The sequence below is a fragment of the Serratia liquefaciens genome (genome assembly GCF_027594825.1).
Lineage (GTDB): Bacteria > Pseudomonadota > Gammaproteobacteria > Enterobacterales > Enterobacteriaceae > Serratia > Serratia liquefaciens_A.
Genome location: NZ_CP088930.1, coordinates 5,263,358 through 5,288,555 on the forward strand (window position 1 = coordinate 5,263,358; position 25,198 = coordinate 5,288,555).

The window sequence follows — 25,198 nt, forward strand, 5'->3', positions numbered from 1 at the left end:
GCGCGAAGAGGATCGCGCCCGGTACAGCCATTACTGGCGCAAATACACCTGCGGTAACGCCACTTCCGGATGATGCACTACTCCCAAATCTGCCTGATACCAGCGGGTGAGGATTTCCGCCTGCAACACCTCCTGCGGCGTACCTGAGGCGACCAATTGCCCCTGATGCAGCAGTAAAATACGGTCGGCATACAGCGCGGCCAGGTTGAGGTCATGCAGCACGCAACAGACCGCAATCGGCTGTTGGCGCGTAAGCGTGCGCAGCAACCTCAGCGTATGTTGCTGGTGGTAGAGATCCAGTGCCGAAGTCGGTTCGTCAAGGAACAGCCAGGACGGTGTGGGCTGTGGTTGCCAAAGTTGCGCCAGCACGCGGGCCAGCTGTACCCGCTGCTGCTCGCCGCCGGAAAGTTGGCGATAATCACGTTGGGCCAGCTCAAGGCAGTCGGTTTGCGCCATCACCTGTTGCACCGCTTGCCGTGCATCGCGTTTGCCGTGCGGCGCGCGTCCCATGCTGACCACTTCCTCAACGGTAAAGGGAAAGGCCAAATCACTGTGCTGGCGCATCACCGCGCGTACCTTCGCCAACTGCTGCGGTTGCCACTGTTCGAGCGGTTGGCCCAGCAACTGGCATTCGCCACAGCCCGGCGCCAGATAACCGGTTAACAGCCGCAGCAGCGTAGACTTGCCTGCGCCGTTTGGCCCGATGATCGCCACCATCTCGCCGCTGGCGATGCTGAGCGAAACGTCGTTGATCAGCCGGCGTGAACCCAGGCTGTAACGTAATTGCTGCGCCGTCAGGCTTGATGAGTTATCCACCCACACGCTCCCGCTGGCGCATGACCAGCCATAAGAAGTAAGGCCCGCCGATCAGGCTGGTCATCAACCCGACCGGCATTTCTGCCGGCGCCACCAGGGTGCGGGCCAGCGTGTCGCTGACCAACAGCAGGCAGGCGCCGCCCAACGCAGAGCAGGGCAGCAGCCAGCGGTGATCGCCGCCGAGGCGCATACGCACCAGGTGCGGTACCACCAGACCGATAAAGCCAATCACGCCGCTCATCGCCACCGAGGCGCCAATCAGCAAGGCGCTAAGCAACAGCAGTTGCAGCTTGGCGCGCTGGACGTTGACCCCGAGGTAATGTGCTTCTTCATCCCCCAGTTGCAACAGGTTCAGACGACGCGCCTGTAGCAGGGTCAGCAAGGTGGCCGGCAGGATCAGGGAGGCGCAAACCACCAGCGTCGGCCACTGCGACTGGCTAAGGCTGCCCATCATCCACAGGGAAAACTGACGTAGCTGTTGGTCGTTGCTGAGATAAGACAGCACGCCAATCGCCGCCATGCACAGGGCGTTGATAGCAATCCCCGCCAGCAGCAGGCGCGACAGGCTGCCGTGACCGCTACGGCTGATACCGTAGATCAACAGCGACACCAGCATGCTGCCGAGGAACGCCGCCAGCATATGGCCGTACAGGGCAATCACCGGGGGCAACGCCAGTGGCATCACGATAATCAGCGCGACAAACAGCGCGCCGCCGCTGCTGATGCCCAGCAGGCTGGGATCGGCCAACGGATTGCGAAACAACCCTTGCATCACGGCGCCAGATACCGCCAGTGCACAACCGATCACCACCGCCAGCAGTACGCGCGGCAGGCGGATGTTTAGCCAGATATGCCAGGCGGTATCGCTGAACGGCTGTTGCCACAGGGTGCGGAACGACAGGGTCAGCGCACCCATATTGGCGGCCCCCAGCGCCAGCAGCGCCAGTAACACCAGCAGGCTGGCAATCGCCAGGCGTGGGGAAGTGCGACTGCGCATTACTTTTGCTCCGCCGCGTGGCGCAGTTTGGCCAACGCCGCCGGCGTTTCCAGCCCAAAGCCCAGCAGAGCCATATCGTCAACCACCAGCACGCGGTGGTTTTTCCCCGCTGGCGTGAGCGCGACGCCCGGCAAGTTCCACAATTGTTGTTGGCCACCGAGCGTTTTTATGCCGTCTGTGGTGACCAACAGCAGGTCGGGCGCGCTGGCGATCACGCCTTCCTGCGACAGCGGACGATAGCGACTGAATCCCTGCATCGCATTTTTCAAGCCTGCGGCCGTGATGACCGCGTCGGCAGCGGTGTGCTGCCCGGCGGCCATCGGCGTAATGCCCCCGTGGCTCATGACGAACAGGACCTTGACCGGCAGAGCATCGGTTTTCACCGCCGCCAGCTGTTGCTGATACCGTTCGCTCAGCTTTTTGCCTTGCTCGGTGCGCTGCAACGCATTGGCGATCACCTCGATTTTCTCCGGCACGCTTTGCAACGTGGTATCACCCGGAATACGCACGACCTTAACGCCGCTTTCTTCCAGCTGTTTGAGCACCAGCGCCGGTTCGGCCAGTTCTGTCGTCAGCACCAGAGAGGGTTTCAATGCCAGAATACCTTCGGCATTGAGCTGACGCATGTAGCCGACATCCGGCAGCTTTTTGACGGCTTCCGGCTGCAGACTGGTGCTGTCTCGCGCAATCACTTCATCGCCCGCGCCGAGTGCGAAGGCAATTTCGGTGACGTCACCGCCTATCGAGACAATCCGTTCCGCCGCCGCAGCGGTGAAGGGTAACGCCAGCGCAATCCACAACGCCAGGCGACGGGTCAATGAGGGTTTCATGCGGCAATGTCCTTGGGTTCAAGCGCGGCAACCTGCTCACGCCACTGGGTTTGTTCCGGTTGGCCTTCGGTACGCTGGCCGTAAAGCTGGGCGATTTGCGTGCCGTCCGCGGCAAACAGCTCCAGGCTGGTGACAAAGCCGTCTTTGGTCGGCTTGCGGGTGATCCAGCTTTCGGCAATGGCGTCTTCGATCAGGTGCAGGGTGAAACGACGGTTAAACACGTTAATCCAGCCTTCCTGCGGCATTAGACGCTCGATCTGACCGGTGAAGATCTGCACGCAACCACGGTTGCCGACAAAAATCATGATTTCGTTTTGCAGGCCCAACGCTGCGTTGAGCAACTGGGACAGGGCGCTGTTATCCACCCGGTAGGCCAAATCGTTGCCGACGGCCTTGAAGGCCTGCTGACGCGTCAGCTTATTGCGGCTTAACAACTGGAAGAACTGGTGAACGTCGGTCATTTCACGCCATTCGCGGTCGATCTTTTCGTTGTCCGGCGCGGCGTTACTGACGGTGGCGTCCGGGGCTTTCAGTTCCAACGCCGGATTTTCTGCACTCAGATGGCGTTCCACCAGTGCCATCCAGGCGGCCAGGTCGGTTTCGTCGGTGGTGTACACCTTATGCAACGCGTCACCCTGATGATCGAAGAACTGAATGCTGTGACGTACACCGCGCTTGTTGGTTTCGCTCATCGCGAAGGCGCTGGCCCACTGGTTGAGGAACAGCCGCAAATCCAACTCGCGTGGGTTGAGGATAAGCCCCGCGTGGCCGTTCAGGTGTTGGTTGAGGTAGCGTCCCATCTGCTCGTGCACCGCGTAGCTGTTACGGGTGATGGATTTGGTGACGCCAACCTGCTCCAGCTCGGTCAGCAGGGTACGGGCATCGGCCTGCAGACGACGGGTATCCTGACCAACGCGAGCATGGGTCAGTTCCGCTTCGCTGACGCCAAGCAGCTCGGCCAGATCGCGCGCGTATTTGCCTGGGTTATCAATTTTGGCCTGCTGGTAGCGTTCATAGAGGGTATTGCTCATAGATAGTTCTCCTGTGTGAGGTTCAATCGGCGGGCATTCGGGTTGCCCGCCGGACTTAAAACGTTACCACTGGTAGCTGACCAGCAGTTTGGCGTTACGGCCATCCTGCGGAATGCCCTGCGGCGAGTAGTATTCTTTGTCGAAGGCGTTGCCCAGCACCACGGTGGTGGTGACGCCCTGCAGACGATCGCGACCTTTATAGCTCAGGTAGAAATCGTTGACGCCGTAGCCGCCTTGCTCCGGCGTGCCGGTTTCTACACGGCTGGCGCGTTGGGCCAGCGTCGTGACCCACCCGGTAGAAAGACCGGTTTCACCCAGCGGGATATCCAGCGTGCTGGTAACAGTGTCAGGATTGATGCTGTTTAACCATTCGCCGCTGGTTTCATTTTTTCCACGTGTTCGGTTGTATGCCAAATCCCAGCCAAAAATGGGCGTTTTATAGCTCAGCATGGCATCCCAACCCCAGATCTTCGCACGATCGATATTGGTCGAGAAAGTGGTGCAACTGATGCAATAAGGGCCACGGGGACCACGTCCCAACTCCATGGTGACGTCGGTAGTGATGTAGTCTCGGGCTTTGGTGTCGAAGTAACTGGCTTTGAATTGCAGACTATCGTCAGCTAAGAGCAGATCGTCAAAGCGCAGCCCGAAACCATACTCTTGAGTGGCATTAGTTTCCGGTTTCAGATTCGGATTGGGTACCCAATTGTTGGTGATGGTGGTAGGTCCCATGGGAATAGAAAAGTGTTTAGAGTCGTTATACATTTCACCCATGGTCGGCGCACGAAATGCCTGCGAGTAAGAACCGAACAACATCAGCCAATCAGTTGGCGTAACGCTGATAGCGCCACGGGACGACCACTTGTCAGCATCCACATCCGCATAGCCGTCGCTGGAGCCTTTGTAGTTATCGTAACGAGTCCCGGCAAGCAGGGTCACCGGCAGGTCTCGGAGGGTAATTTCATCTTGTAACCAACCGGAGGCAAAGTTGATTTTCGCTTGTGGGAAGCTCTCTGTCGCGCCGCCTGGCGTCTGTTCCTGCTTGTAAGCTTCACTGCCATAGGTAAACAGATGAGAAGCGAAAGTGTCGGCAAACAGGCGAGTACGGTTCTCCAGCTTCGCGCCACGGGTAGTTTGTTTGCGCGCCTCGTCTTCGTTGCCATGGGAGTGGGCGTTGATCTCCACTTCGGAATAATAGACTTTGGCTACGGCGTCGAGCCAATCCTGACCCACCGGTTTAAGTTTGTAGCTGAGTTGACCGTCACGCTGGATGCTTGAACGGTCGGTCATCAGGTTACCGCTGCTGCTAGCGGACTCCTGCGGGTTTTTCGGTTCCTGAGCCCGATTATTGTAGTAGCGGAGGTCACCACTTAATGATTGATTTTCATCAATCTTCCAGGTGCCTTTGGCCAGCACATTGCTGATGGTCTCGTCGTTGGGCGCGTCAAAACCATTGCCCTGGCGCAAATCGCCAACGTCGCGGGTGCCGAATGACAGCAGGCCGTCGAGGTTGTCGGTCTTGCCGTAGGCGCTGGCACCCATACCCAGGCTGTGATCGCCGCTGCCGGCGGTGCCGTAAACCCGGAACCCGGTGTCATGACCCGGCAGCAGCAGATCGGCGGCATCCACGGTTTCATAAGCAATGACGCCGCCCAGTGCGCCGCTGCCGTACAGCAGGGCCGAAGGGCCGCGTACCACTTCAATGCGTTTTACCAGTGCCGGATCCAGGAAAGTGGCACCAAGATGACCAGTGTCGGTGCCCTGACGGATGCCGTCTACCAGCGTCAGTACGCCGTTTTTACCGTAGCCGCGCATGAAAACATCTTGGCCATTGGTACGACCGGTGCCATTAACGGTAATACCCGGCACGCGGCGCAGCATGTCGGCGGCGCTGGTGGCCGTCTGGCTCTCAGGGGTATTGCCTTCGATCACGGTGACCATCATCGGCGCTTCAAAGCTGCTGCGTGCGTTACCGGTGGCGGCGACAGTCAGGGTTTCGTCGCTGGCTTTGTCCGTTTTAGCCGACACATCGCTGGAAGAAGAAGCCATGTGGTTGGTTTGTGCAAAAGTCACCGTCGGCAGAGCGCAGGCAATCGCCAGACTCAATGCGGATAAACGCAGCCGGGTGTAAGGGATCAGAGGCATGTCGCAACTCTCCGTATGTTTTTAACATATCAATAGATTTGCTGGCTGCCTGGATCAACATCGATCGGGGTGGCTGGCGTTGAGGGATGGGTGTTATTTGGTCAGGATCAATTTCCCGGCTTTGGTCTGCCGCAGCTGATAACGCTGGCCCTGATGGATGATGATCGCCACGCCGTCTGCATCAAGCAGCTGCGCGCTGTCGTAGCAAGGAGGCGAGGTCAGGCCGCTCGCCGCGGGGCTAGCGGCTTTGGCGGGGACATTGTGATTGTGATTATCCATCGTCATGTGTTTATAAAACAGACCGTTAAATAGTAATTAATATCAAAGTGAGAATCATTATCATGTGAACGAAAGGTTACATCAAGGAAAATTTTCTTACCGATGGAACCTTTTTGCAGGAAGGGGAGGTGACAGGGGCTGAAGGGGCTCAGCCCGTCTAAAACAAGGTTATTTCAGCAGGGTTTCGATGCGGTCAAACAGGCGCTCGGGTTTGGTGATCGGCGCGAAGCGTTTCACCCTCTGGCCGTCGGCGGTCAACAGGAATTTGGTGAAGTTCCATTTGATTCGCTGGCTGCCCAGTACGCCCGGAGCGAGGCGTTTCAATTCGTTGAACAGCGGATGCGCATCCGGGCCATTGACGTCAATCTTACCGAACAGCGGGAAACTGACGCCGTAGTTCAGGGTGCAGAAGTTGGCGATCTCCAGGGGATTGCCGGGTTCTTGTGAACCGAACTGATTACAGGGAAAGCCCAGCACCATCAGCCCTCGTTCGCGGTAATACTGCCACAGGTTTTCCAGCCCGCGGTACTGCGGCGTAAAACCGCATTTGCTGGCGGTGTTAACCACCAGATAGGCTCGGGCGGGGAAGTCCCCCAGCGTTTTGTGTTCCCCTTGCAGGGTGACGCAGGGGATAGATAACAGTGAGTGGATCATATCGAGGTTCCAAATCCTTTTCAGGGGAATGCGGGCATTGCTAACAGTATAGATGAGCGGGTGACAGGAGAAAAAACCGGGACGGGCGCCCCGGCTTTGGCATCAGAAGCGGGTATCTACCGCATCCGCCAGCATGGCCAGCAGCTGTTCGCTGTCGGCCCAGCTCAGGCAAGGATCGGTAATTGACTGACCGTAGGTGAGCGGCTGACCGGCCACAATTTTCTGGGTGCCTTCCACCAGGAAGCTTTCCGCCATCACGCCGGTTACGGCAGCGGAGCCGGCGCGGATTTGCTGGCAAACATTTTCTGCCACTTCCAACTGGCGGCGATGCAGTTTCTGACAGTTGCCGTGGCTGAAGTCGATCACCAGGTGTTCCGGCAGGTCGAACTCACGCAGGCTGTCGCAGGCGGCAACGATATCGGTAGCATGGTAGTTCGGTGTTTTGCCACCGCGCATGATGATATGACCGTAAGGATTGCCGCTGGTTTGATAGATAGTCATCTGGCCGTGTTTGTCCGGGGACAGGAACATATGCCCGGCGCGCGCCGCACGGATAGCGTCAATGGCGATGCGGGTATTGCCGTCGGTACCGTTTTTGAAACCCACCGGGCAGGAGAGCGCCGAGGCCATCTCACGGTGGATCTGGCTTTCAGTGGTCCGTGCGCCAATCGCGCCCCAACTGATCAGGTCGGCGATGTATTGACCGACCACCATATCGAGGAATTCGGTAGCGGTAGGCAGTCCAAGCTGGTTCACTTCCAGCAGCAGCCGACGCGCCATTTCGATGCCACGATTTACCTGGAAGCTGCCATCCAGCGCCGGATCGGAGATCAGGCCTTTCCAGCCCACCACGGTACGCGGTTTTTCAAAATAGGTGCGCATCACGATTTCCAGGCGATCCTGGTAACGAATGCGCAACGCGTTCAGGCGACCGGCATAGTCTACGGCGGCGTCGAGATCGTGTATCGAGCATGGGCCGATAACCACCAGCAGGCGGCGATCTTCACCGGTCAGGATTTTTTCAATGCGTTGCCGGGAGGCCGTCACGTTATCCGCGATTTCCGCCGAGATCGGCAACTTCTCCGCCAGTTCTTGCGGCGTGACAAGGCTGTCGATGCGCGCGGTCCGCAGTTCATCTGTTTTGTGCATGATTTTCTCTAAAGACTTTTCTTCGCTGCGGCAGGAGTGCCGGGAAGTGATGGCGATCACAATAACGTAAAAACCGATGAATTCAACCGGAGAAACTGTGTTCTGTTGATCAGAATCGCTAAAAAAAGCACAAAAAACGTCGCCAGTGGAGAAATAATCAACACGCGGCAGGGTACCGGCCCACCGCGTGAAAGCTAGAACATCCGGCGGCTCATGCCCAGAATGTCCAGAATTTTGGTCGAGATCTCTTCTACCGAATAATTGGTGGTATTGAGATAACGGATCTGGTTCTTACGGAACAGCGCTTCCACCTCGGCAAGCTCCATCCGACACTGGCGAATAGAAGCATAACGGCTGTTTTCGCGCCGTTCTTCACGGATGGCGGCCAAACGCTCCGGGTCGATCGTCAGGCCGAAAAGTTTGTGCTGAAACGGCTTCAGCGCGGCGGGAAGGTGTAAATTGTCCATATCATCGGCGGTAAAAGGGTAGTTGGCGGCGCGGATGCCGAATTGCATCGCCAGGTACAGGCTGGTGGGGGTTTTGCCACAGCGTGAAACCCCGAGCAAAATCACCTGGGCCTGGTCGAGATTGCGCAGCGAAATGCCGTCATCGTGGGCTAACGTGTAGTCAATAGCCGCGATACGGGCATCGTATTTACCGAGGTTGCTGGCCGTCAGGCCGTGGGTACGATTCGGGACCGGGGTGGGCTCTACTTCCAGCTCGCCCTGCAGCGGGCCTACCAGTGCCTGGACAATATCCTGACAGAACCCTTCGCTCTGGGTGATGACTTTGCGCACTTCCGGCGAAATGATCGAGTAAAACACCAGTGGCCGCACGCCGGTCTCTTGATAGATATCGTTAATCTGCTGACAGACTCCCCGGGCTCGCGCCTCGGTTTCGACGAAGGGCAGCGTAAAGGTCGTGGCCTTCACCGGAAATTGTGACAGCACGGCGTGGCCCAAAACCTCGGCGGTGATCGCCGTGCCATCCGAAATATAAAAAACGCTTCTTTCCACCCGAGGCTCCTTACCTGAAACGGTGATGCAGTTATCGCGCCTGCTTGCTCTTATCATGGGCTTGAGATGATCGAGCGGTAAAGGGGCGGGCAAAAAAAATGTGATAGTGAGGGCAGAGTCGTCGATTAATTTTGACGATAAGGGAATAAGCTTTCGTCGAAGCGTTATTTATTGAAACGATATTTTAAATTTTATGAAAAATGGAGGTTTCTTTTTCTTGAGGAATTGTTCGCCAGGGCGATGTTATTTTCACCAAAGTCATGATGAAAAATAGGGTTTTTAAAACTCAAGTTTAAAAATTATTTAATTTGTTGAGTTTTAAGCTATTAGTGCGACAGGGAACGATTCCATCCTCATTTTTCATTTCAGGAAGTTTTCCTAAAATCCATTTTCTTCGCCGGGTTGATCGATTCACCTTTCCATTTCCTATGGATCATTGTGCTAGTCTGATTCGGCACCGTTTTAGCGGCGCTGAGAAAGCAAGCGAATTAAATCCGTCTATACCCTACTGATAGCAATAAGGATTGTCTCGATGTCCAACAATGGCCCAGACTTGCGTAATGTGCTTTGGTACAACCAGCTCGGCATGCACGACGTTGACCGTGTCGGCGGCAAAAATGCCTCCCTCGGTGAAATGATCACCAATCTTTCCGATTTGGGCGTAGCCGTGCCAAACGGTTTTGCCACCACCGCGCAGGCGTTTAACGATTTCCTCGAGCAAAGCGGTGTTAACCAGCGCATCTATCAGTTACTGGATCAAACTGACGTTGACGACATTGCCCAACTGACCAAGGCCGGCGCGCAAATCCGTCAATGGGTTATCGACACGCCGTTCCACGCAGAATTTGAACGCGAAATAAACCTGGCTTACCAGCAGCTGGCAGACGGCGAGCCGGAGGCCTCTTTTGCCGTACGCTCCTCCGCTACCGCAGAAGACATGCCGGACGCCTCCTTTGCCGGCCAGCAGGAAACCTTCCTCAACGTGCAGGGCATCGACGCCGTGATGGTGGCGATCAAGCACGTGTATGCCTCACTGTTTAACGATCGTGCCATCTCTTACCGCGTGCATCAGGGTTACGATCACCGCGGCGTGGCCTTGTCGGCCGGCGTGCAGCGGATGGTGCGCTCTGACCTGGCGTCTTCCGGCGTGATGTTCACCATCGATACCGAATCCGGTTTTGATCAGGTGGTGTTTATCACCTCCGCCTTCGGCCTGGGTGAAATGGTGGTGCAGGGCGCGGTAAACCCTGACGAGTTCTACGTGCATAAACCGACGCTGCTGAAAGGCAAGCCGGCTATCGTGCGTCGTAATCTCGGTTCGAAGAAAATCCGCATGGTCTACGCACCTTCACAAGATCACGGCAAGCAGGTACAAATCGAAGATGTGCCAGAGCAGCAACGCAATCGTTTCTCTCTGACCGACGAAGAAGTACAGGGCCTGGCGCATCAGGCACTGCTGATCGAAAAACACTACGGCCGCCCGATGGATATCGAGTGGGCCAAAGACGGTCATACCGGCAAACTGCTGATTGTGCAGGCCCGTCCGGAAACCGTGCGCTCCAACGAACAGACGATGGAGCGTTATCAGCTTAACGGCAACAGCCCGGTGCTGGTGGAAGGACGCGCAATCGGCCACCGCATTGGCGCAGGCCCGGTAAAAGTCATCCACAACATCAGCGAAATGGATCTTATTGAGCCAGGCGATGTGCTGGTGACGGACATGACCGACCCGGACTGGGAACCGATCATGAAAAAAGCGGCGGCGATCGTCACCAACCGCGGCGGCCGTACCTGCCACGCGGCGATCATCGCGCGCGAGCTCGGCATTCCTGCCGTGGTCGGCTGTGGTAATGCCACCGATCTGCTGAAAGCCGGCCAGAAGGTGACCGTTTCCTGCGCAGAGGGCGATACCGGCTTTGTGTACAGCGATATGCTCGACTTTAGCGTGCAGAGTTCTGAAGTGACCGAGCTGCCTGAGCTGCCATTGAAAATCATGATGAACGTCGGCAACCCAGACCGTGCTTTTGATTTCGCGCGCTTGCCAAACGAAGGCGTGGGCCTGGCCCGGCTGGAATTTATCATCAACCGCATGATTGGCGTGCACCCGAGGGCGTTGCTGGAGTTCGACCAGCAGACCCCGGAGCTGCAGCAGGAAATCAAGGCGCTGATGCAGGGCTATGACCATCCGGTCGAGTTCTATGTGGGCCGCCTGACGGAAGGGATCGCCACGCTGGGCGCGGCATTCTGGCCAAAGCGGGTGATTGTGCGCCTGTCTGACTTCAAGTCCAACGAATATGCCAACCTGGTGGGCGGTGAGAAATACGAGCCGCATGAAGAGAACCCGATGTTGGGCTTCCGTGGCGCCGGCCGTTATGTTGCCGACAGCTTCCGCGATTGTTTCGCGATGGAATGCGACGCGGTAAAACGCGTGCGTAATGAAATGGGCCTGACCAACGTCGAAATCATGGTGCCTTTCGTTCGCACCGTAGCGCAGGCGGAAGCGGTGGTCGCCGAATTGGCGCGCCAGGGGCTCAAGCGTGGCGAAAACGGCCTGAAAGTGATCATGATGTGCGAAATCCCGTCCAATGCCCTGTTGGCCGATCAGTTCCTGGAACACTTCGATGGCTTCTCCATCGGCTCCAACGACATGACTCAGCTGACGCTGGGCCTGGATCGCGATTCTGGCGTGGTGTCTGAACTGTTTGACGAACGCAACGAGGCGGTCAAGGCGCTGCTGTCGATGGCGATTCAGGCGGCCAAGCGCCATGGTAAATACGTCGGGATTTGCGGGCAGGGGCCTTCCGATCATGAGGACTTCGCCGAGTGGTTGATGGAGCAGGGCATTGACAGCCTGTCGCTCAACCCGGACACCGTGGTGCAAACCTGGGTTAATTTGTCGAAGAAAAAGTAATTCTTCGGCATAAGATTCCGCATTAACTCTAAAGCCGTAGCTCAGGTTACGGCTTTATTATTTCTGAATGTAAATTGAAAAGGCGACGGGAATAACATTAGCCAAAAAAAGAATAAAAAAAAGCCCATCATAGGAGACGGGCAAAGACTACACACAGCAATTCACATGTATGGCATTACATTGTTTGGAAATCTTGCTTTAAATCAGGTATTTGAAGCAATAGATGGCAATAATACTAGATATTTAAACATCATTAGTCATTAAGAATCATCCTAATCAATATCTCGCATCCCATTTATTGTTAATCCGAATGAGTTTTATCACCGGGCTAAAAAGATGCATTTATTCGGTATGTTTAATTAATATCCAGTTGCCCGGTGACTTTATTTCAGCAGGATCGGGCCCAGTACAGAAGAATGGATTAAGAGGGGATCCTGCCCGGCGATCCGGGCAGAAATAGGGATTATTGCTGTTCCAGGTCTTTGGCGACCTCTTTCAGATCGGCAGTCGGTTCTGGCGCCTCGTTCATCCAGGCGGTGAGCAAGCGATAAGATACTGCCAGCACAACCGGGCCGATAAACAGGCCAATCATGCCGAAAGCCAACAGGCCGCCAATAACGCCGGACAGGATCAGCAACATCGGCAGATCGGCGCCCATACGGATCAATACCGGCCTTAGCACGTTATCCAGCGTAGCCACTACGCAGCTCCAGACCAGCAGCACGGTGCCCCAGGTGGTGTCACCGCTCCAGTACAGCCAGATAATGGCCGGGACCAGCACCAGCAGCGGCCCCAGTTGTGCGACGCAGCAGATAAAGATCAGCACCGTCAGCAGGGTGGCGGCAGGAATGCCGGTCACCGCCAGGCCAATGCCGCCCAATACCGATTGCACCAGCGCCGTTACCACAACGCCCAGTGCCACCGCGCGGATCGCCTGACCGCCCAGTACCACTGCGGCATCACCGCGTTCGGCGCCAAGGCGGGTCGCAAAGTGACGAATGCCCAGGGCAACCTGCTCTCCACGAGCATAGAGCAATACGCTAAACAACAGCATCAGCGTGCAATGCAGCAGCAGACGGCCAATATGCGCCGCCTGTGCCACAAACCAGGTGGCGGTTTGGCCGAAGTAGGGTTGTACTTTTGCCACCAGGGCGGTGCCGCCGGCGCTTACCAGCGTATGGTAACTGTTATAAATTTTATCGCCGATCATCGGGATTGATTGCAGCCAGGCCAGATCGGGAATATGCAGCTTGCCGGGGGTGCTGGCCCAGGCAACCACGGGGGCGCTGTTGTCTACCACGCTGCTGACCAACAGAGAAATTGGCAGGATGAACAGCAGGATCAACAGCAAGGTCATGACCAGCACGGCCAGCGAGCGGCGGCCCCAGAGTATTTTTTGCAGCTTGATCAGCAGCGGCCAGGTGGCGATGACCACCATGCCGGCCCAGGCAAAGCCGAGAATAAAGGGTTGAATGACCCAAAAACAGGCGACGATCATAATGGCGATAAACAGCACGCCAAAAATAATCCGTGGCAAATCGTATCGGGACTGCGGGAGTGTCATGAATGGGTTCTCATCCTGGTAAGTTAATTCCTTTGTTTAGCTTAAGCATGGTGCATTTTCGTCACTTTTCATAATGCGACGCACCTTTTATCGCGCGTCGCCTGACGACCTAATAATGTGCATGCCTTCACTAAACGAGTATGTTAGTTTTTATGCCTAATAAAAAGTAGGGTGGGTCTGAATAAAGGCCTGATTCAGCGTGCATAAGCGCATAAAAAATAGACAAACAGGGTCAAAAAGCGAATGATCCCACAGATTTCTCAGGCACCCGGCCTCGTTCAACGGGTGCTCGACTTTTTGGAAGCCTTAAAGCAAAACGGATTCAATGGCGATATCGCCACCAGCTACGCCGACCGGCTGACGATGGCGACCGACAACAGTATCTATCAGTTGCTGCCCGACGCGGTAGTGTTTCCCCGCTCCACCGCAGACGTGGCGCTGATTGCACGCCTGGCGGCAGAAGAACGTTTCAGCGCGCTGACCTTCAGCCCTCGTGGCGGTGGGACCGGCACCAACGGACAGTCGCTTAACAGCGGCATCGTGGTGGACATGTCGCGCCACATGAACCGTATTCTGGACATCAACGTCGAGCAGGGGTGGGTCAAGGTGGAGGCTGGGGTGATCAAAGACCAGCTTAACCAGTACCTGCGGCCCTTCGGTTATTTCTTCTCGCCGGAGCTTTCCACCAGTAACCGCGCCACGCTTGGCGGCATGATCAATACCGACGCCTCAGGCCAGGGGTCGCTGGTGTATGGCAAAACCTCCGATCACGTACTTGGCCTGCGGGCGGTTTTGCTGGGCGGCGACATGATCGACACCCGCGCCATGCCGACGCCGCTGGCGGAAACGATTGCCTGCGAGGAAACCCTCGAGGGACATATTTACCGGACGGTACTCAACAGTTGCCGTGACCAACGCGCCCTGATCCTGGAAAAATTCCCCAAGCTAAACCGCTTCCTGACCGGCTACGATCTGCGGCACGTGTTTAGCGACGATCTGCAAACCTTCGATTTGACGCGTATTCTGACCGGCGCCGAAGGGACGCTGGCCTTTATTACCGAAGCGCGGTTGGACATTACACCGCTGCCGAAGGTTCGTCGCTTGGTGAACGTCAAATACGACTCCTTTGATTCCGCGCTGCGCAATGCGCCCTTTATGGTGGAAGCCAAGGCGCTGTCGGTAGAAACCATTGATTCCAAGGTGTTGAACCTGGCGCGTGAGGATATCGTCTGGCATTCGGTGAGCGAACTGATCACCAACGTGCCGGATAAAGAGATGCTGGGCCTGAACATCGTCGAATTTGCCGGTGACGACAAGGCCCTGATCGACCAGCAGATGGAAAGCCTGTGCCTGCGATTGGACGAGCTGATCTCCGAGAGGCAGGGCGGCGTGATTGGCTATCAGATCTGTGGCGATCTGGTGGGCATCGAGCGCATTTATAACATGCGCAAAAAGGCGGTCGGATTATTGGGTAACGCCAAAGGGCGGGCCAAACCGATCCCCTTTGCCGAAGACACCTGCGTGCCGCCTCAGCATCTGGCCGATTACATCGTCGAATTCCGTCAGTTGCTGGACAGCCACAACCTCAGCTACGGCATGTTCGGTCACGTCGATGCCGGCGTACTGCATGTGCGCCCCGCGCTCGACATGTGCGATCCCCAGCAGGAAGTGCTGATGAAGCAGCTCTCCGATCGGGTGGTGGCACTGACCGCCAAATACGGCGGCTTGCTGTGGGGCGAACATGGCAAAGGCTTCCGCGCCGAATACAGCCCGGAGTTTTTCGGCGAGCAGTTGTATCTGGAACTGCGTCGCATCAAAGCCGCATTCGATCCGAACAACCGCCTCAACCCCGGCAAAATTTGTTCGCCGCTGGGCGTCGATGCGCCAATGATGAAAGTCGACGCCGTCAAGCGCGGTACCCTCGATCGCCGCATTCCTGTCGAAGTACGTACTTCGTTCCGGGGGGCGATGGAGTGTAACGGCAACGGCCTGTGCTTCAATTTTGACGTGCGTAGTCCGATGTGCCCGTCGATGAAAATCACCGGCAACCGTATTCATTCGCCAAAAGGCCGGGCCGCGCTGGTGCGTGAATGGCTGCGTCTGTTGTCCGAGCAGGGTGTCGATCCCGTGGCGTTGGAAAAACAGCTGCCGCTGCAGCGGCTCAGTTTCCGAGCGCTGATCGAGAAAACCCGTAACAGCTGGTACGCCAGTAAAGGCGAATATGATTTCTCGCACGAGGTGAAAGAGGCGATGTCCGGCTGTCTGGCCTGCAAAGCCTGTTCCACCCAATGCCCAATCAAGATTGACGTGCCGGGCTTCCGTTCGCGTTTCCTGCAGCTTTACCACACCCGTTATCTGCGGCCGGCGCGTGACTATATGGTCGCCGGAGTAGAGAGCTATACGCCGCTGATGGCGAAAGCGCCCAAGGTGTTCAACTTCTTCTTCCGTCAGCCCTGGGTGCGTGAGCTCAGCCGCAATACTGTCGGCATGGTTGATTTGCCGATGCTCTCCAGCCCGACGCTGCGTCAGCAACTTTCCGGCCATGGCGCCATGACCATGACGCTGGAGCAGCTTGAAGCGCTGAATGCCGAACAACGCGAGCAGCACGTTTTGATCGTGCAGGATCCCTTCACCAGCTATTACGATGCCAAAGTGGTGGCGGACTTTGTGCGGCTGGTGGAAAAGCTCGGCTATCGGCCGGTGCTGCTGCCGTTCTCACCGAATGGCAAGGCACAGCATATTAAAGGTTTCCTGGCGCGTTTTGCCCGTACCGCGCGCAAAACCGCCGATTTCCTCAATCGGGTGGCAAAACTCGGTATGCCGCTGGTGGGGGTCGATCCGGCGCTGGTGCTGTGTTATCGCGATGAATATAACGAGATCCTGGGGGAAACCCGCGGGGATTTCCAGGTGCAGCTGGTGCACGAGTGGTTGCAGCAACTGCTGGCCGAGCGTGCTGAACAGCCTGCCACCGGTGAGGCCTGGTATCTGTTTGGTCACTGTACTGAAACCACCGCCTTGCCGGCCAGCGGCCAGCATTGGACGTCGATCTTTGCTCGTTTCGGCGCCAGGCTGGAAAATGTCAGCGTGGGCTGCTGTGGTATGGCGGGCACTTACGGGCACGAAGTGAAGAACCTGCAGAATTCGCTCGGCATTTATGAGCTATCATGGCACCAGGCATTGCAGCGTCTGCCTCGGCAACGTTGTCTGGCGACCGGTTATTCCTGTCGCAGCCAGGTCAAACGCATTGAGGGTAACGGTGTACGGCACCCATTACAGGCACTTCTGGAGATGATTGAGTGAAACTGTGGAAACGAGAAACGACGCTGGAACAATTAAACCAGGCCGGCGAAGGATGTATGGTCAGCCATGTGGGGATCCACTTTACCCGAATGGAAGAGGATTACCTTGAGGCGACCATGCCGGTAGATCAGCGTACGCGGCAGCCGTTTGGCCTGTTGCACGGCGGCGCCTCGGTGGTGCTGGCGGAGTCGATGGGATCGATGGCCGGTTATCTGTGCAGCGAAGGCGATCAGAAAGTGGTAGGGCTGGAAATCAATGCCAACCACCTGCGGGCGGTGTTTGAAGGGCAGGTGCGCGGGGTTTGTCGTGCGCTGCACGTTGGCCGTCGGCATCAGGTCTGGCAGATCGAGATTTTCGATTCACGCGATCGCCTTTGCTGCACTTCGCGTTTAACCACCGCAGTGATCGATTAAGTTTCCTTCCCCGCAGGCATTCCGACCTGCGGGTTTCTTGTCAGTCGGCGGGGTTACAGCTGAAATGGCACCCGCTTGACGAAGTCCTTCTGGAAGGCGTTGGCCTTCTCCCAGGTTCCTTCCATCGCGTATTTCTGGCAGATCAGGGTCAGGGTATGGCGGGCAAAATGGTAGCTCTGAACCCGAAACAGCTGGCAGCGCTGCGGGTTGTTAATCTCCACGATCAGCCGGTTATGCAGCTTGCTCAACGCGTGCAGATAGCTTTCATCATCGCCGTTTTCCAGGCACAGATTGGCCATGTTGAGGCTGACGTTGTTGTAGCGCTTCAGGTGGTTGATATTGCATTCCGGCCGCCTGAGCGACGCTTCCGCCATATAGAAATCTACCGTGGCGTCACGCACGCTGAACTTATAGTCATCAATTTTGCCCAGCAGCCACGCATTCATCGAGATATTCATTTGCCCGCGCTCAATTTGTATTTGAATGATAATCATTATCATATTTACTGGCGCGTTTACGATCAATCATTCTGTTGAAATTTTTATCGCGACAGGGGGATGCATTGAGCGGGCGGCGACCCAATATGGTCAGTAACGACTAAACTTTAGTCATAGAGCCTGCGAATTGTCTGCCTGCACTGAAGCGCGAAAGGGGGAGAAAAGTCCCTAATTGTCGATAAACGCATTTTTAAGACAGACAAAATTCAGAAATAGGTATTTTCTATGAATGTTTAAAACGAAATAAAAATCCGGATCTGTAAAGCGTTCGAGCCAATAGGCAAGCGCGAAGGTAGTACAGGATGTGCTGTAAATTCATAGGGATAAATTGATCCCCTTGCCGACCTGCAGCGATTGTCTCGCTGACTGTCCCGCGCGCTTGCCGCATACCGAAACGAAAATCCGGGTTTTTGGCGGATACCCCCGCAAAACAAACGGTTGAAGTGATAATTGTTATCACTAACATAGTAGCAACCCAGATTGGCTGTGGAAAAACACGAGTGTGAGGTAGGCCATATGCAAACGGAAAATGTCGGCACCTTTTCTCTGGACGAAAATGTCTGGCAAGGCATTTTGCTCAGTGATAATGCCGTACAACAAATTACTAAATTAATGCAGCAGGATCCGCAGGTGAAGGGGCTGCAGCTCGGGGTGAAGCAGTCAGGCTGCGCCGGGTTTGCCTATGTGCTGGATCTCACCCGTGAACCCGCTGACGACGACCTGCTGTTTGAGCGCGATGGCGCCAAACTGTATGTGCCGTTAAAAGCCATGCCGTTTATCGATGGCACCACGGTGGATTTTGTCCGTGAAGGGCTGAATCAGATATTCAAATTTAATAACCCTAAAGCTCAGCATGCCTGCGGGTGCGGCGAGAGTTTTGGCGTTTGAGCGATGCAATCAACATGACACGAAGCAATGTAGAAATGCCTAATGAAGTGCAGGCTTGGGTCAGCGAAGGTCGCTATAAAGAAGGCTTTTTTACCCAACTGGCCACCGACGAGTTAGCGAAAGGCATCAACGAAGACGTGGTGCGCGCCATCTCGGCCAAGCGTAACGAACCTGAGTGGATGCTGGAGTTCCGCCTGGAGGCTTACCGCGCCTGGCTGCAAATGGAAGAGCCGCACTGGCTGAAAGCCAACTACGACCGGCTGAATTACCAGGACTACAGCTATTATTCGGCGCCCTCCTGCGGCAGCTGTGATGATGCCTGCGGCTCGCAGCCCGGCGCAGAACAGCAACCCGGCGCGGTCACGGACAACAATTACCTGACCAGCGAGGTTGAACTGGCGTTTAACCAGCTCGGGGTGCCGGTGCGTGAAGGCAGTGAAGTGGCGGTGGACGCGATCTTTGACTCCGTCTCGGTCTCCACCACCTATCGCGAAAAGTTGGCCGAGAGTGGGGTGATTTTCTGTTCGTTCGGCGAAGCGATCCACGAATACCCGGATCTGGTACGCAAATACCTCGGCCGCGTCGTGCCCTCAAACGACAACTTTTTCGCCGCGCTGAACGCCGCGGTCGCCTCCGACGGGACCTTTGTCTATGTGCCGAAGGGCGTGCGCTGCCCCATGGAGCTGTCGACCTATTTCCGTATTAACGCCGCCAAAACCGGGCAGTTCGAACGCACCATCCTGATCGCCGACGAAGGCAGCTATGTCAGCTACATCGAAGGCTGCTCGGCCCCGGTTCGCGACAGCTATCAGCTGCATGCGGCGGTGGTAGAAGTGATCCTGCACAAAGACGCCGAAGTGAAATACTCGACCGTACAGAACTGGTTCTCCGGCGGTGACAGCAAGGGCGGGATCCTGAACTTTGTGACCAAGCGCGCACTGTGCGAAGGCGCCGGGTCGAAAATGTCCTGGACCCAGTCGGAAACCGGCTCGGCCATCACCTGGAAATACCCGAGCGTGATCCTGCAGGGCGACAACTCTATCGGTGAGTTCTTCTCTGTGGCGCTGACCAGCGGCCATCAGCAGGCGGACACCGGTACCAAGATGATCCACATCGGCAAGAACACCCGTTCGACCATTATCGCCAAGGGTATTTCTGCCGGGCACAGCGAGAACACCTATCGCGGCCTGGTGAAGATCCTGCCGGGGGCAGAAAACGCGCGTAACTTTACCCAGTGCGACTCGATGCTGATCGGGCCGGACAGTGGCGCCCATACGTTCCCCTATGTTGAGGCTCGCAACAACAGCGCGCAGCTGGAGCATGAAGCCACTACCTCAAAAATTGGCGATGACCAACTGTTCTACTGCCTGCAACGCGGCATCAGTGAAGACAATGCCATTTCGATGATCGTCAACGGATTCTGTAAGGACGTGTTCTCTGAGCTGCCGCTGGAGTTCGCCGTCGAGGCGCAGAAGTTATTGGCCATCAGCCTGGAACACAGCGTGGGCTAACCGCCGGATTTACAGCGCGAAAGCGCGACCTAAGGACACTGCATGTTAAGTATCAAGAATTTAAAAGTCAGCGCGGAAGGCAACGAGATCCTCAAGGGTCTGGATCTGGAGATCAAACCCGGTGAAGTGCATGCCATCATGGGGCCGAACGGCTCGGGCAAAAGCACGCTTTCGGCGACTCTCGCAGGGCGCGAAGAGTATGAAGTCACTGCGGGCGAGGTGACCTTTAAAGGTAAGGACCTGCTCGAGTTGGATCCGGAAGATCGTGCCGGTGAAGGCGTGTTTCTGGCGTTCCAGTATCCGGTGGAAATTCCCGGCGTCAGCAACCACTTCTTCCTGCAGACTTCGGTGAACGCGGTGCGAAAATACCGCCAGCAGGAGGCGCTTGATCGCTTCGACTTCGCTGATTTTATCGAAGAGAAGATTGAACTGCTGAACATGCCGCCCGATCTGTTGACCCGTTCGGTCAACGTCGGTTTCTCCGGTGGGGAGAAAAAGCGTAATGATATTCTGCAGATGGCGGCGTTGGAGCCGGATCTGTGCATTCTGGATGAAACCGACTCCGGTTTGGATATCGATGCGCTGAAGATCGTCGCCAACGGCGTTAACTCGCTGCGCGACGGCAAGCGCTCGTTCATTATCGTCACGCACTACCAGCGTATTCTGGATTACATCAAACCGGATTACGTCCATGTTCTTTCTCAGGGGCGCATCGTCAAATCCGGCGATTTCTCCCTGGTGAAACAGTTGGAGGAGCAGGGCTATGGCTGGCTTACCGACGAACAATAATTCACGCGCGCTGCAGCAGCTTTATAGCCTGTTCGAAGAGCGCGGTGGCGAGCATTCCGCTCATGCGCTGGCGCACTGGCAGCAGGCTTTGCGCCTGGGCTGGCCGACCCGCAAGCATGAGAACTGGAAATACACGCCGCTGGAAGGCCTGCTGGAGCAGCAGTTCCTGGAACCGCCCGTAGAGCAGATCAGCGCCGCTCAGGTCGATGCGTTGGCGTTGGCCCTCGATGCTTATCGCTTGGTGTTTATCGACGGCCGCTACAGTGCGGCGCTGAGTGACACTGAACTGGGTGATTACCAGTTTGATGTGGCCTCCTACGGCACGCCGCAGGCACTGCCTGAGCCGGTTCAGCCCGAGATATTTCTGCACCTGACCGAAAGTCTGGCGCAGGAAACCAGCATTATCCGCGTGGCGGCCGGCAAAAGCGTGGCGCGCCCCTTATACCTGTTGCATATCAGCAGCGGACGCGGTGCTGCGGGCGAAGTGAATACCGTGCATCATCGTCATCACCTTGAGATTGGGCGCAGCGCACAGGCCGAAGTGATTGAGCATTACGTCAGTTTGAACGATGCCGCGCATTTTACCGGCGCACGCCTGACCGCCAACGTGGCTGACAATGCCCAGCTGCATCACTGCAAACTGGCGTTTGAAAGCCAGCCAAGTTACCACTTTGCCCATAACGATTTGGTGATTGGCCGCGACGCGCAGGTGAAAAGTGACAGCTTCCTGCTAGGCGCGGGCCTGACGCGCCACAACACCAGCGCGCAGCTGAACGGCGAAGGATCTAATTTGGTGATCAACAGCCTGGTGCTGCCGGTCGGCAAAGAAGTATGCGATACCCGAACTTATCTGGAGCACAACAAGGGTTACTGCGAAAGCCGCCAACTGCACAAAGTGGTGGTTAGCGACCGCGCCAAGGCCGTGTTCAATGGCATGATCAAAGTGGCCAAGCACGCGATTAAAACCGATGGGCAGATGACCAACCACAATCTGCTGTTGGGCAAGGTGGCGGAGGTCGATACCAAACCGCAGCTCGAAATCTATGCCGATGACGTGAAGTGCAGTCATGGCGCCACCGTCGGGCGTATCGATGAAGAGCAGCTGTTCTATCTGCAATCGCGGGGCATCGACAAGCACGCGGCGCAGCAGATGATTATTTTTGCCTTTGCCGCTGAGCTTACTGAGGGGATCGGCAACGAAACCATCCGTGAATCGGTGTTGGCGCGCATTGCACGGCGCTTGCCGGAGCCGGGGGAGGCCGCATGAGTTTTCCCATCGAACGGGTACGCGGCGATTTCCCGATCCTGTCGCGTGAGGTCAACGGCCAGCCTTTGGCTTACCTCGACAGCGCGGCCAGTGCACAAAAGCCGCAGGCAGTAATCGATCGCGAGTTGGATTTTTATCGTCACGGTTATGCGGCGGTGCATCGCGGCATCCACACCATGAGCGCCGAGGCGACTCAGGAAATGGAAGCGGTGCGTGAAAAGGTGGCGGCGTTTATCAATGCCGGCTCGGCGGAAGAGATCGTATTCGTTAAAGGCACCACCGAAGGCATCAATCTGGTGGCCAACAGCTTTGGCCGCCACTTCCTGCAGCCCGGTGACAGCATCATCATCACCGAGATGGAGCACCATGCCAACATCGTGCCCTGGCAGATGCTGGCGCAAGAGCGTGGGCTGAACCTGCGCGTCTGGCCGCTACAGCAAGATGGCACGTTGGATTTGGCACAGCTGCCTGGATTGATCGACGCTTCCACCAAACTGCTGGCGCTGACCCAGGTTTCCAACGTGCTGGGCACGGTCAACCCGGTGCAGGAAATTACGGCGCAGGCTAAAGCAGCCGGTCTGAAGGTGCTGATTGACGGCGCGCAGGCGGTCATGCATCAACGGGTTGATGTGCAGGCGCTGGATTGCGATTTCTACGTGTTCTCCGGCCACAAGCTGTATGGGCCTTCCGGCATTGGCGTTCTCTACGGTCGTCAGGCGCTGTTGCAGCAGATGCCACCGTGGGAAGGGGGCGGCTCGATGATTCAGCAGGTGAGCCTGACCCTCGGCACCACCTATGCCGAGCCACCGTGGCGTTTTGAAGCCGGTTCCCCCAATACTGCGGGCATGATGGGACTGGGGGCGGCGATTGACTACGTGAATGCGCTGGGGCTGGAGGCGATTGCTGACTATGAGCATTCGCTGATGCATTATGCGCTGGAAGCGCTGCAGCAGGTGCCGACGCTGAAGATCTATGGTCCGGCGGATCGCGCTGGAGTGATCGCCTTTAATCTGGGCGAACACCATGCCTATGACGTCGGCAGCTTCCTCGATCAGTACGGCATCGCCATTCGCACCGGACACCATTGCGCGATGCCGCTGATGGCGTTCTATAATGTGCCGAGCATGTGCCGCGCCTCGTTGGCGTTGTACAACACCCGCGAAGAAGTTGACCGGCTGGTGGCCGGGCTGCAGCGAATTCAAAAACTGCTGGGATAGGGTAGACTGTCGGGCATGGCGCTATTGGCTGAACGCCGGTGGCCAGTGACATGGGGTCGGCATGCCGGCCTCTGAATTATTGAAAGGAACCTCATGGCGAACTTGCCGGATAAAGAAAAGTTGATGCGTAATTTTTCCCGTTGCCTGAACTGGGAAGACAAGTACCTGTATGTCATCGAACTGGGTGCGAAGCTGCCGGCGCTTGACGATAGCGAACGTCAGGCGAGCAATCTGATTTCCGGTTGTCAGAGCCAGGTATGGATTGTGATGCGGCTCGATGCACAAGGGCAGGTCGAGTTTCACGGGGATAGCGACGCCGCTATCGTCAAAGGGCTGCTGGCGGTGGTGTTTATTCTTTATCATCAAATGACGCCACAGCAGATTGTCGAGCTGGATGTGCGGCCGTTTTTCGCCGAACTGGCGTTGAGTCAGCACCTGACGCCTTCGCGTTCTCAGGGGCTGGAAGCGATGATCCGCGCTATCCGCAGTCAGGCCGCCAAACTCTGATATTCCCAAGGCTCATTGATACGGCGCCCGTATTTGCTATGTCAATGAGTCTTTACAAAACCCGCCCAGCCCTGCCATTCACCCCGCAAATCAGTGACATATCAGCAGCTTATCCCTTGACGTTATATTGACAAATGGAGAAAGCGATTACGTTATAACATGTTGATTTTTAGAGGACTTATTGCCTTTGACGTCAGCATTGCTAGTATTAATCAGGTCTTGTCTGATTTACCGGTCGCCAAGTGCCAGATAGCCTTGTGGCCGAACCGTAATAAGCATAATAGGGATGATAATGAAACGTGCGTTGAGTTTAATGGGCATGCTATTTGCCACCGTACTGACTGGCACGCAAGCCGCCAGTGCGAGCGAATACCCGCTGCCGCCGCCGGACAGCCGTCTGATTGGCGAGAACACCACTTATACCGTACCGAACGATGGGCGTCCGCTGGAGGCCATTGCTGCCGACTATAAAATTGGTCTGCTGGGCATGCTTGAGGCCAACCCGGGTACCGATCCCTTCTTACCGAAGCCGGGTTCGGTGTTGACCATCCCGACCCAAATGCTGTTGCCGGACACCAAGCGCGAGGGGATTGTTGTCAACCTGGCTGAACTGCGTCTGTACTACTACCCGAAAGGCGAGAACAAAGTCATCGTTTATCCTATCGGCATCGGCCAGACCGGGATGCACACTCCGCTGCAGGTGACCTCCGTTAGCCAAAAGATCCCGAACCCGACCTGGACGCCGACGGCCAATATCCGCAAGCGCTATCTGGAGAAAGGCGTGAAGCTGCCAGGGGTGGTGCCGGCAGGTCCGGATAACCCTATGGGCCTGTTCGCCATGCGTCTGGCTATGGGGCACGGTGAGTATCTGATCCACGGCACCAACGCCAACTTCGGTATCGGCATGCGCGTCAGCTCCGGCTGTATCCGCCTGCGTCCAACGGATATCGAGGCGTTGTTCAACATGGTACCGCGCGGTACCCGCGTTCAGGTCATTAACGACCCGGTGAAAATCTCCGTTGAGCCGGACGGCAAACGTTACGTAGAAGTGCATCAGCCGCTGTCGAGAGTCGAGAGCGACGATCCGCAGACCATGCCGATTACGTTGTCCAAAGCCGAGAAGGCTTTTGTTGGTGATGCACAGACCGACAAGGCCGTGTTCGATAGCGCGGTTGTACGCCGCTCTGGCATGCCGGTGCTGGTTAACGTGGGGCAGAACCCCTCTGACGTCAGTTTGGCGCCTGTAGCCTCACAGGAAGCGAATAAGGGCCCATTCAAGGGTGCACCTATCAGTTCGGTGAATTAAAACGGGTCGTAATGGATGATCCTGAGGGGGTTCAGCGTGCTGAGCCCTTTTTTTTCGCCTGGTGGCAGGGGGTAATCTGGGGGATTTGCAGACAAAAAAAACGGCGCACAT

General features: G+C 56.5%; 21 protein-coding genes and 1 other RNA gene. 10 read left to right on the top strand and 12 right to left on the bottom strand.

Annotated elements, in window-relative coordinates:
* Positions 1–30: 30 nt before the first annotated feature.
* From LQ945_RS24430 to ppsR, 9 genes are all read right to left on the bottom strand, one after another.
* Entirely contained in the window at positions 31–816 is a 786-nt protein-coding gene (locus tag LQ945_RS24430) for a heme ABC transporter ATP-binding protein (protein WP_044550500.1), read from the bottom strand.
* Positions 809–1,813: a FecCD family ABC transporter permease gene (locus LQ945_RS24435; protein WP_044550503.1), complete on the bottom strand. Its 1,005-nt coding sequence runs from the start codon at positions 1,811–1,813 to the stop codon at positions 809–811. The genes LQ945_RS24430 and LQ945_RS24435 overlap by 8 nt, the downstream gene beginning before the upstream one ends.
* Entirely contained in the window at positions 1,813–2,643 is an 831-nt protein-coding gene (locus LQ945_RS24440; protein ID WP_270101942.1) for a heme/hemin ABC transporter substrate-binding protein, read from the bottom strand. Before LQ945_RS24440 ends, LQ945_RS24435 begins: the two co-directional genes overlap by 1 nt.
* Positions 2,640–3,674: a hemin-degrading factor gene (locus LQ945_RS24445; RefSeq protein WP_044550508.1), complete on the bottom strand. Its 1,035-nt coding sequence runs from the start codon at positions 3,672–3,674 to the stop codon at positions 2,640–2,642. The genes LQ945_RS24440 and LQ945_RS24445 overlap by 4 nt, the downstream gene beginning before the upstream one ends.
* 63 nt (positions 3,675–3,737) lie before the next feature.
* Positions 3,738–5,723: a TonB-dependent hemoglobin/transferrin/lactoferrin family receptor gene (locus LQ945_RS24450; RefSeq protein ID WP_420136193.1), complete on the bottom strand. Its 1,986-nt coding sequence runs from the start codon at positions 5,721–5,723 to the stop codon at positions 3,738–3,740.
* 189 nt (positions 5,724–5,912) lie between these two features.
* Complete coding sequence (gene hemP, locus LQ945_RS24455; RefSeq protein WP_044550514.1) at positions 5,913–6,098, bottom strand: hemin uptake protein HemP; 186 nt, start codon at positions 6,096–6,098, stop codon at positions 5,913–5,915.
* 168 nt (positions 6,099–6,266) lie between these two features.
* Entirely contained in the window at positions 6,267–6,752 is a 486-nt protein-coding gene (locus LQ945_RS24460; RefSeq protein WP_270101944.1) for a glutathione peroxidase, read from the bottom strand.
* A 102-nt stretch (positions 6,753–6,854) separates the two neighbouring features.
* The gene (locus LQ945_RS24465; protein ID WP_044550519.1) at positions 6,855–7,901 is read right to left on the bottom strand and encodes a 3-deoxy-7-phosphoheptulonate synthase; all 1,047 of its coding nucleotides are present in this window, start codon (positions 7,899–7,901) and stop codon (positions 6,855–6,857) included.
* A gap of 194 nt (positions 7,902–8,095) precedes the next feature.
* The gene (ppsR, locus tag LQ945_RS24470; RefSeq protein ID WP_044550522.1) at positions 8,096–8,917 is read right to left on the bottom strand and encodes a pyruvate, water dikinase regulatory protein; all 822 of its coding nucleotides are present in this window, start codon (positions 8,915–8,917) and stop codon (positions 8,096–8,098) included.
* Positions 8,918–9,449: 532 nt separating this feature from the next.
* On the opposite strand from ppsR, the gene ppsA reads away from it, so the two are divergent.
* Complete coding sequence (ppsA, locus tag LQ945_RS24475; protein WP_270101945.1) at positions 9,450–11,828, top strand: phosphoenolpyruvate synthase; 2,379 nt, start codon at positions 9,450–9,452, stop codon at positions 11,826–11,828.
* A 112-nt stretch (positions 11,829–11,940) separates the two neighbouring features.
* Here the strand turns inward: ppsA and rprA are convergent.
* Both rprA and ydiK read right to left on the bottom strand, forming a co-directional pair.
* An RNA gene (rprA, locus tag LQ945_RS24480) (antisense sRNA RprA) lies at positions 11,941–12,051 on the bottom strand.
* Positions 12,052–12,291: 240 nt separating this feature from the next.
* Positions 12,292–13,392, bottom strand: a complete 1,101-nt coding sequence (gene ydiK, locus LQ945_RS24485; protein WP_270101946.1) for an AI-2E family transporter YdiK — start codon at positions 13,390–13,392, stop codon at positions 12,292–12,294.
* A 243-nt stretch (positions 13,393–13,635) separates the two neighbouring features.
* Between ydiK and LQ945_RS24490 the strand changes: the two genes are divergently transcribed.
* Complete coding sequence (locus LQ945_RS24490) at positions 13,636–16,692, top strand: FAD-binding and (Fe-S)-binding domain-containing protein (RefSeq protein ID WP_270101947.1); 3,057 nt, start codon at positions 13,636–13,638, stop codon at positions 16,690–16,692.
* Positions 16,689–17,105, top strand: a complete 417-nt coding sequence (gene menI, locus LQ945_RS24495) for a 1,4-dihydroxy-2-naphthoyl-CoA hydrolase (protein WP_081835844.1) — start codon at positions 16,689–16,691, stop codon at positions 17,103–17,105. Before LQ945_RS24490 ends, menI begins: the two co-directional genes overlap by 4 nt.
* A 53-nt stretch (positions 17,106–17,158) precedes the next feature.
* Here the strand turns inward: menI and LQ945_RS24500 are convergent, their stop codons facing one another.
* Entirely contained in the window at positions 17,159–17,563 is a 405-nt protein-coding gene (locus tag LQ945_RS24500) for a hypothetical protein (protein ID WP_004943694.1), read from the bottom strand.
* Between the two features lie 555 nt (positions 17,564–18,118).
* Between LQ945_RS24500 and sufA the strand changes: the two genes are divergently transcribed.
* The 7 genes from sufA (at position 18,119) to LQ945_RS24535 (ending at position 25,087) form a co-directional block, all read left to right on the top strand.
* Positions 18,119–18,490, top strand: coding sequence for a Fe-S cluster assembly scaffold SufA (gene sufA, locus LQ945_RS24505; RefSeq protein WP_020826654.1), 372 nt, complete (start codon positions 18,119–18,121; stop codon positions 18,488–18,490).
* A 14-nt stretch (positions 18,491–18,504) separates the two neighbouring features.
* Complete coding sequence (sufB, locus tag LQ945_RS24510; protein WP_041414521.1) at positions 18,505–20,001, top strand: Fe-S cluster assembly protein SufB; 1,497 nt, start codon at positions 18,505–18,507, stop codon at positions 19,999–20,001.
* Positions 20,002–20,043: 42 nt separating this feature from the next.
* Positions 20,044–20,790, top strand: a complete 747-nt coding sequence (gene sufC, locus LQ945_RS24515; protein WP_044550535.1) for a Fe-S cluster assembly ATPase SufC — start codon at positions 20,044–20,046, stop codon at positions 20,788–20,790.
* A complete protein-coding gene (gene sufD / locus LQ945_RS24520; protein ID WP_044550538.1) occupies positions 20,765–22,057 on the top strand; it encodes a Fe-S cluster assembly protein SufD in 1,293 nt (430 codons plus the stop codon). The genes sufC and sufD overlap by 26 nt, the downstream gene beginning before the upstream one ends.
* Entirely contained in the window at positions 22,054–23,274 is a 1,221-nt protein-coding gene (gene sufS, locus LQ945_RS24525) for a cysteine desulfurase SufS (protein ID WP_044550541.1), read from the top strand. Before sufD ends, sufS begins: the two co-directional genes overlap by 4 nt.
* Before the next feature lie 93 nt (positions 23,275–23,367).
* Positions 23,368–23,781 carry a cysteine desulfuration protein SufE gene (sufE, locus tag LQ945_RS24530; protein ID WP_270101948.1) on the top strand — a complete coding sequence of 138 codons (414 nt, stop codon included), beginning with the start codon at positions 23,368–23,370 and terminating at the stop codon, positions 23,779–23,781.
* Between the two features lie 292 nt (positions 23,782–24,073).
* Positions 24,074–25,087: a L,D-transpeptidase family protein gene (locus LQ945_RS24535; RefSeq protein ID WP_182822428.1), complete on the top strand. Its 1,014-nt coding sequence runs from the start codon at positions 24,074–24,076 to the stop codon at positions 25,085–25,087.
* Positions 25,088–25,198 lie beyond the last annotated feature (111 nt).

What these genes read in the sequence shown, in the direction of transcription:
- LQ945_RS24435 (WP_044550503.1), bottom strand. Translation starts at nt 1,813, where the DNA reads ATGCGCAGTCGCACTTCCCCACGCCTGGCGATTGCCAGCCTGCTGGTG.
- LQ945_RS24440 (WP_270101942.1), bottom strand. Translation starts at nt 2,643, where the DNA reads ATGAAACCCTCATTGACCCGTCGCCTGGCGTTGTGGATTGCGCTGGCG.
- LQ945_RS24445 (WP_044550508.1), bottom strand. Translation starts at nt 3,674, where the DNA reads ATGAGCAATACCCTCTATGAACGCTACCAGCAGGCCAAAATTGATAAC.
- LQ945_RS24450 (WP_420136193.1), bottom strand. Translation starts at nt 5,723, where the DNA reads ATGGCTTCTTCTTCCAGCGATGTGTCGGCTAAAACGGACAAAGCCAGC.
- hemP (WP_044550514.1), bottom strand. Translation starts at nt 6,098, where the DNA reads ATGGATAATCACAATCACAATGTCCCCGCCAAAGCCGCTAGCCCCGCG.
- LQ945_RS24460 (WP_270101944.1), bottom strand. Translation starts at nt 6,752, where the DNA reads ATGATCCACTCACTGTTATCTATCCCCTGCGTCACCCTGCAAGGGGAA.
- LQ945_RS24465 (WP_044550519.1), bottom strand. Translation starts at nt 7,901, where the DNA reads ATGCACAAAACAGATGAACTGCGGACCGCGCGCATCGACAGCCTTGTC.
- ppsA (WP_270101945.1), top strand. Translation starts at nt 9,450, where the DNA reads ATGTCCAACAATGGCCCAGACTTGCGTAATGTGCTTTGGTACAACCAG.
- ydiK (WP_270101946.1), bottom strand. Translation starts at nt 13,392, where the DNA reads ATGACACTCCCGCAGTCCCGATACGATTTGCCACGGATTATTTTTGGC.
- LQ945_RS24490 (WP_270101947.1), top strand. Translation starts at nt 13,636, where the DNA reads ATGATCCCACAGATTTCTCAGGCACCCGGCCTCGTTCAACGGGTGCTC.
- LQ945_RS24500 (WP_004943694.1), bottom strand. Translation starts at nt 17,563, where the DNA reads ATGAATATCTCGATGAATGCGTGGCTGCTGGGCAAAATTGATGACTAT.
- sufA (WP_020826654.1), top strand. Translation starts at nt 18,119, where the DNA reads ATGCAAACGGAAAATGTCGGCACCTTTTCTCTGGACGAAAATGTCTGG.
- sufB (WP_041414521.1), top strand. Translation starts at nt 18,505, where the DNA reads ATGACACGAAGCAATGTAGAAATGCCTAATGAAGTGCAGGCTTGGGTC.
- sufC (WP_044550535.1), top strand. Translation starts at nt 20,044, where the DNA reads ATGTTAAGTATCAAGAATTTAAAAGTCAGCGCGGAAGGCAACGAGATC.
- sufD (WP_044550538.1), top strand. Translation starts at nt 20,765, where the DNA reads ATGGCTGGCTTACCGACGAACAATAATTCACGCGCGCTGCAGCAGCTT.
- sufS (WP_044550541.1), top strand. Translation starts at nt 22,054, where the DNA reads ATGAGTTTTCCCATCGAACGGGTACGCGGCGATTTCCCGATCCTGTCG.
- sufE (WP_270101948.1), top strand. Translation starts at nt 23,368, where the DNA reads ATGGCGAACTTGCCGGATAAAGAAAAGTTGATGCGTAATTTTTCCCGT.
- LQ945_RS24535 (WP_182822428.1), top strand. Translation starts at nt 24,074, where the DNA reads ATGAAACGTGCGTTGAGTTTAATGGGCATGCTATTTGCCACCGTACTG.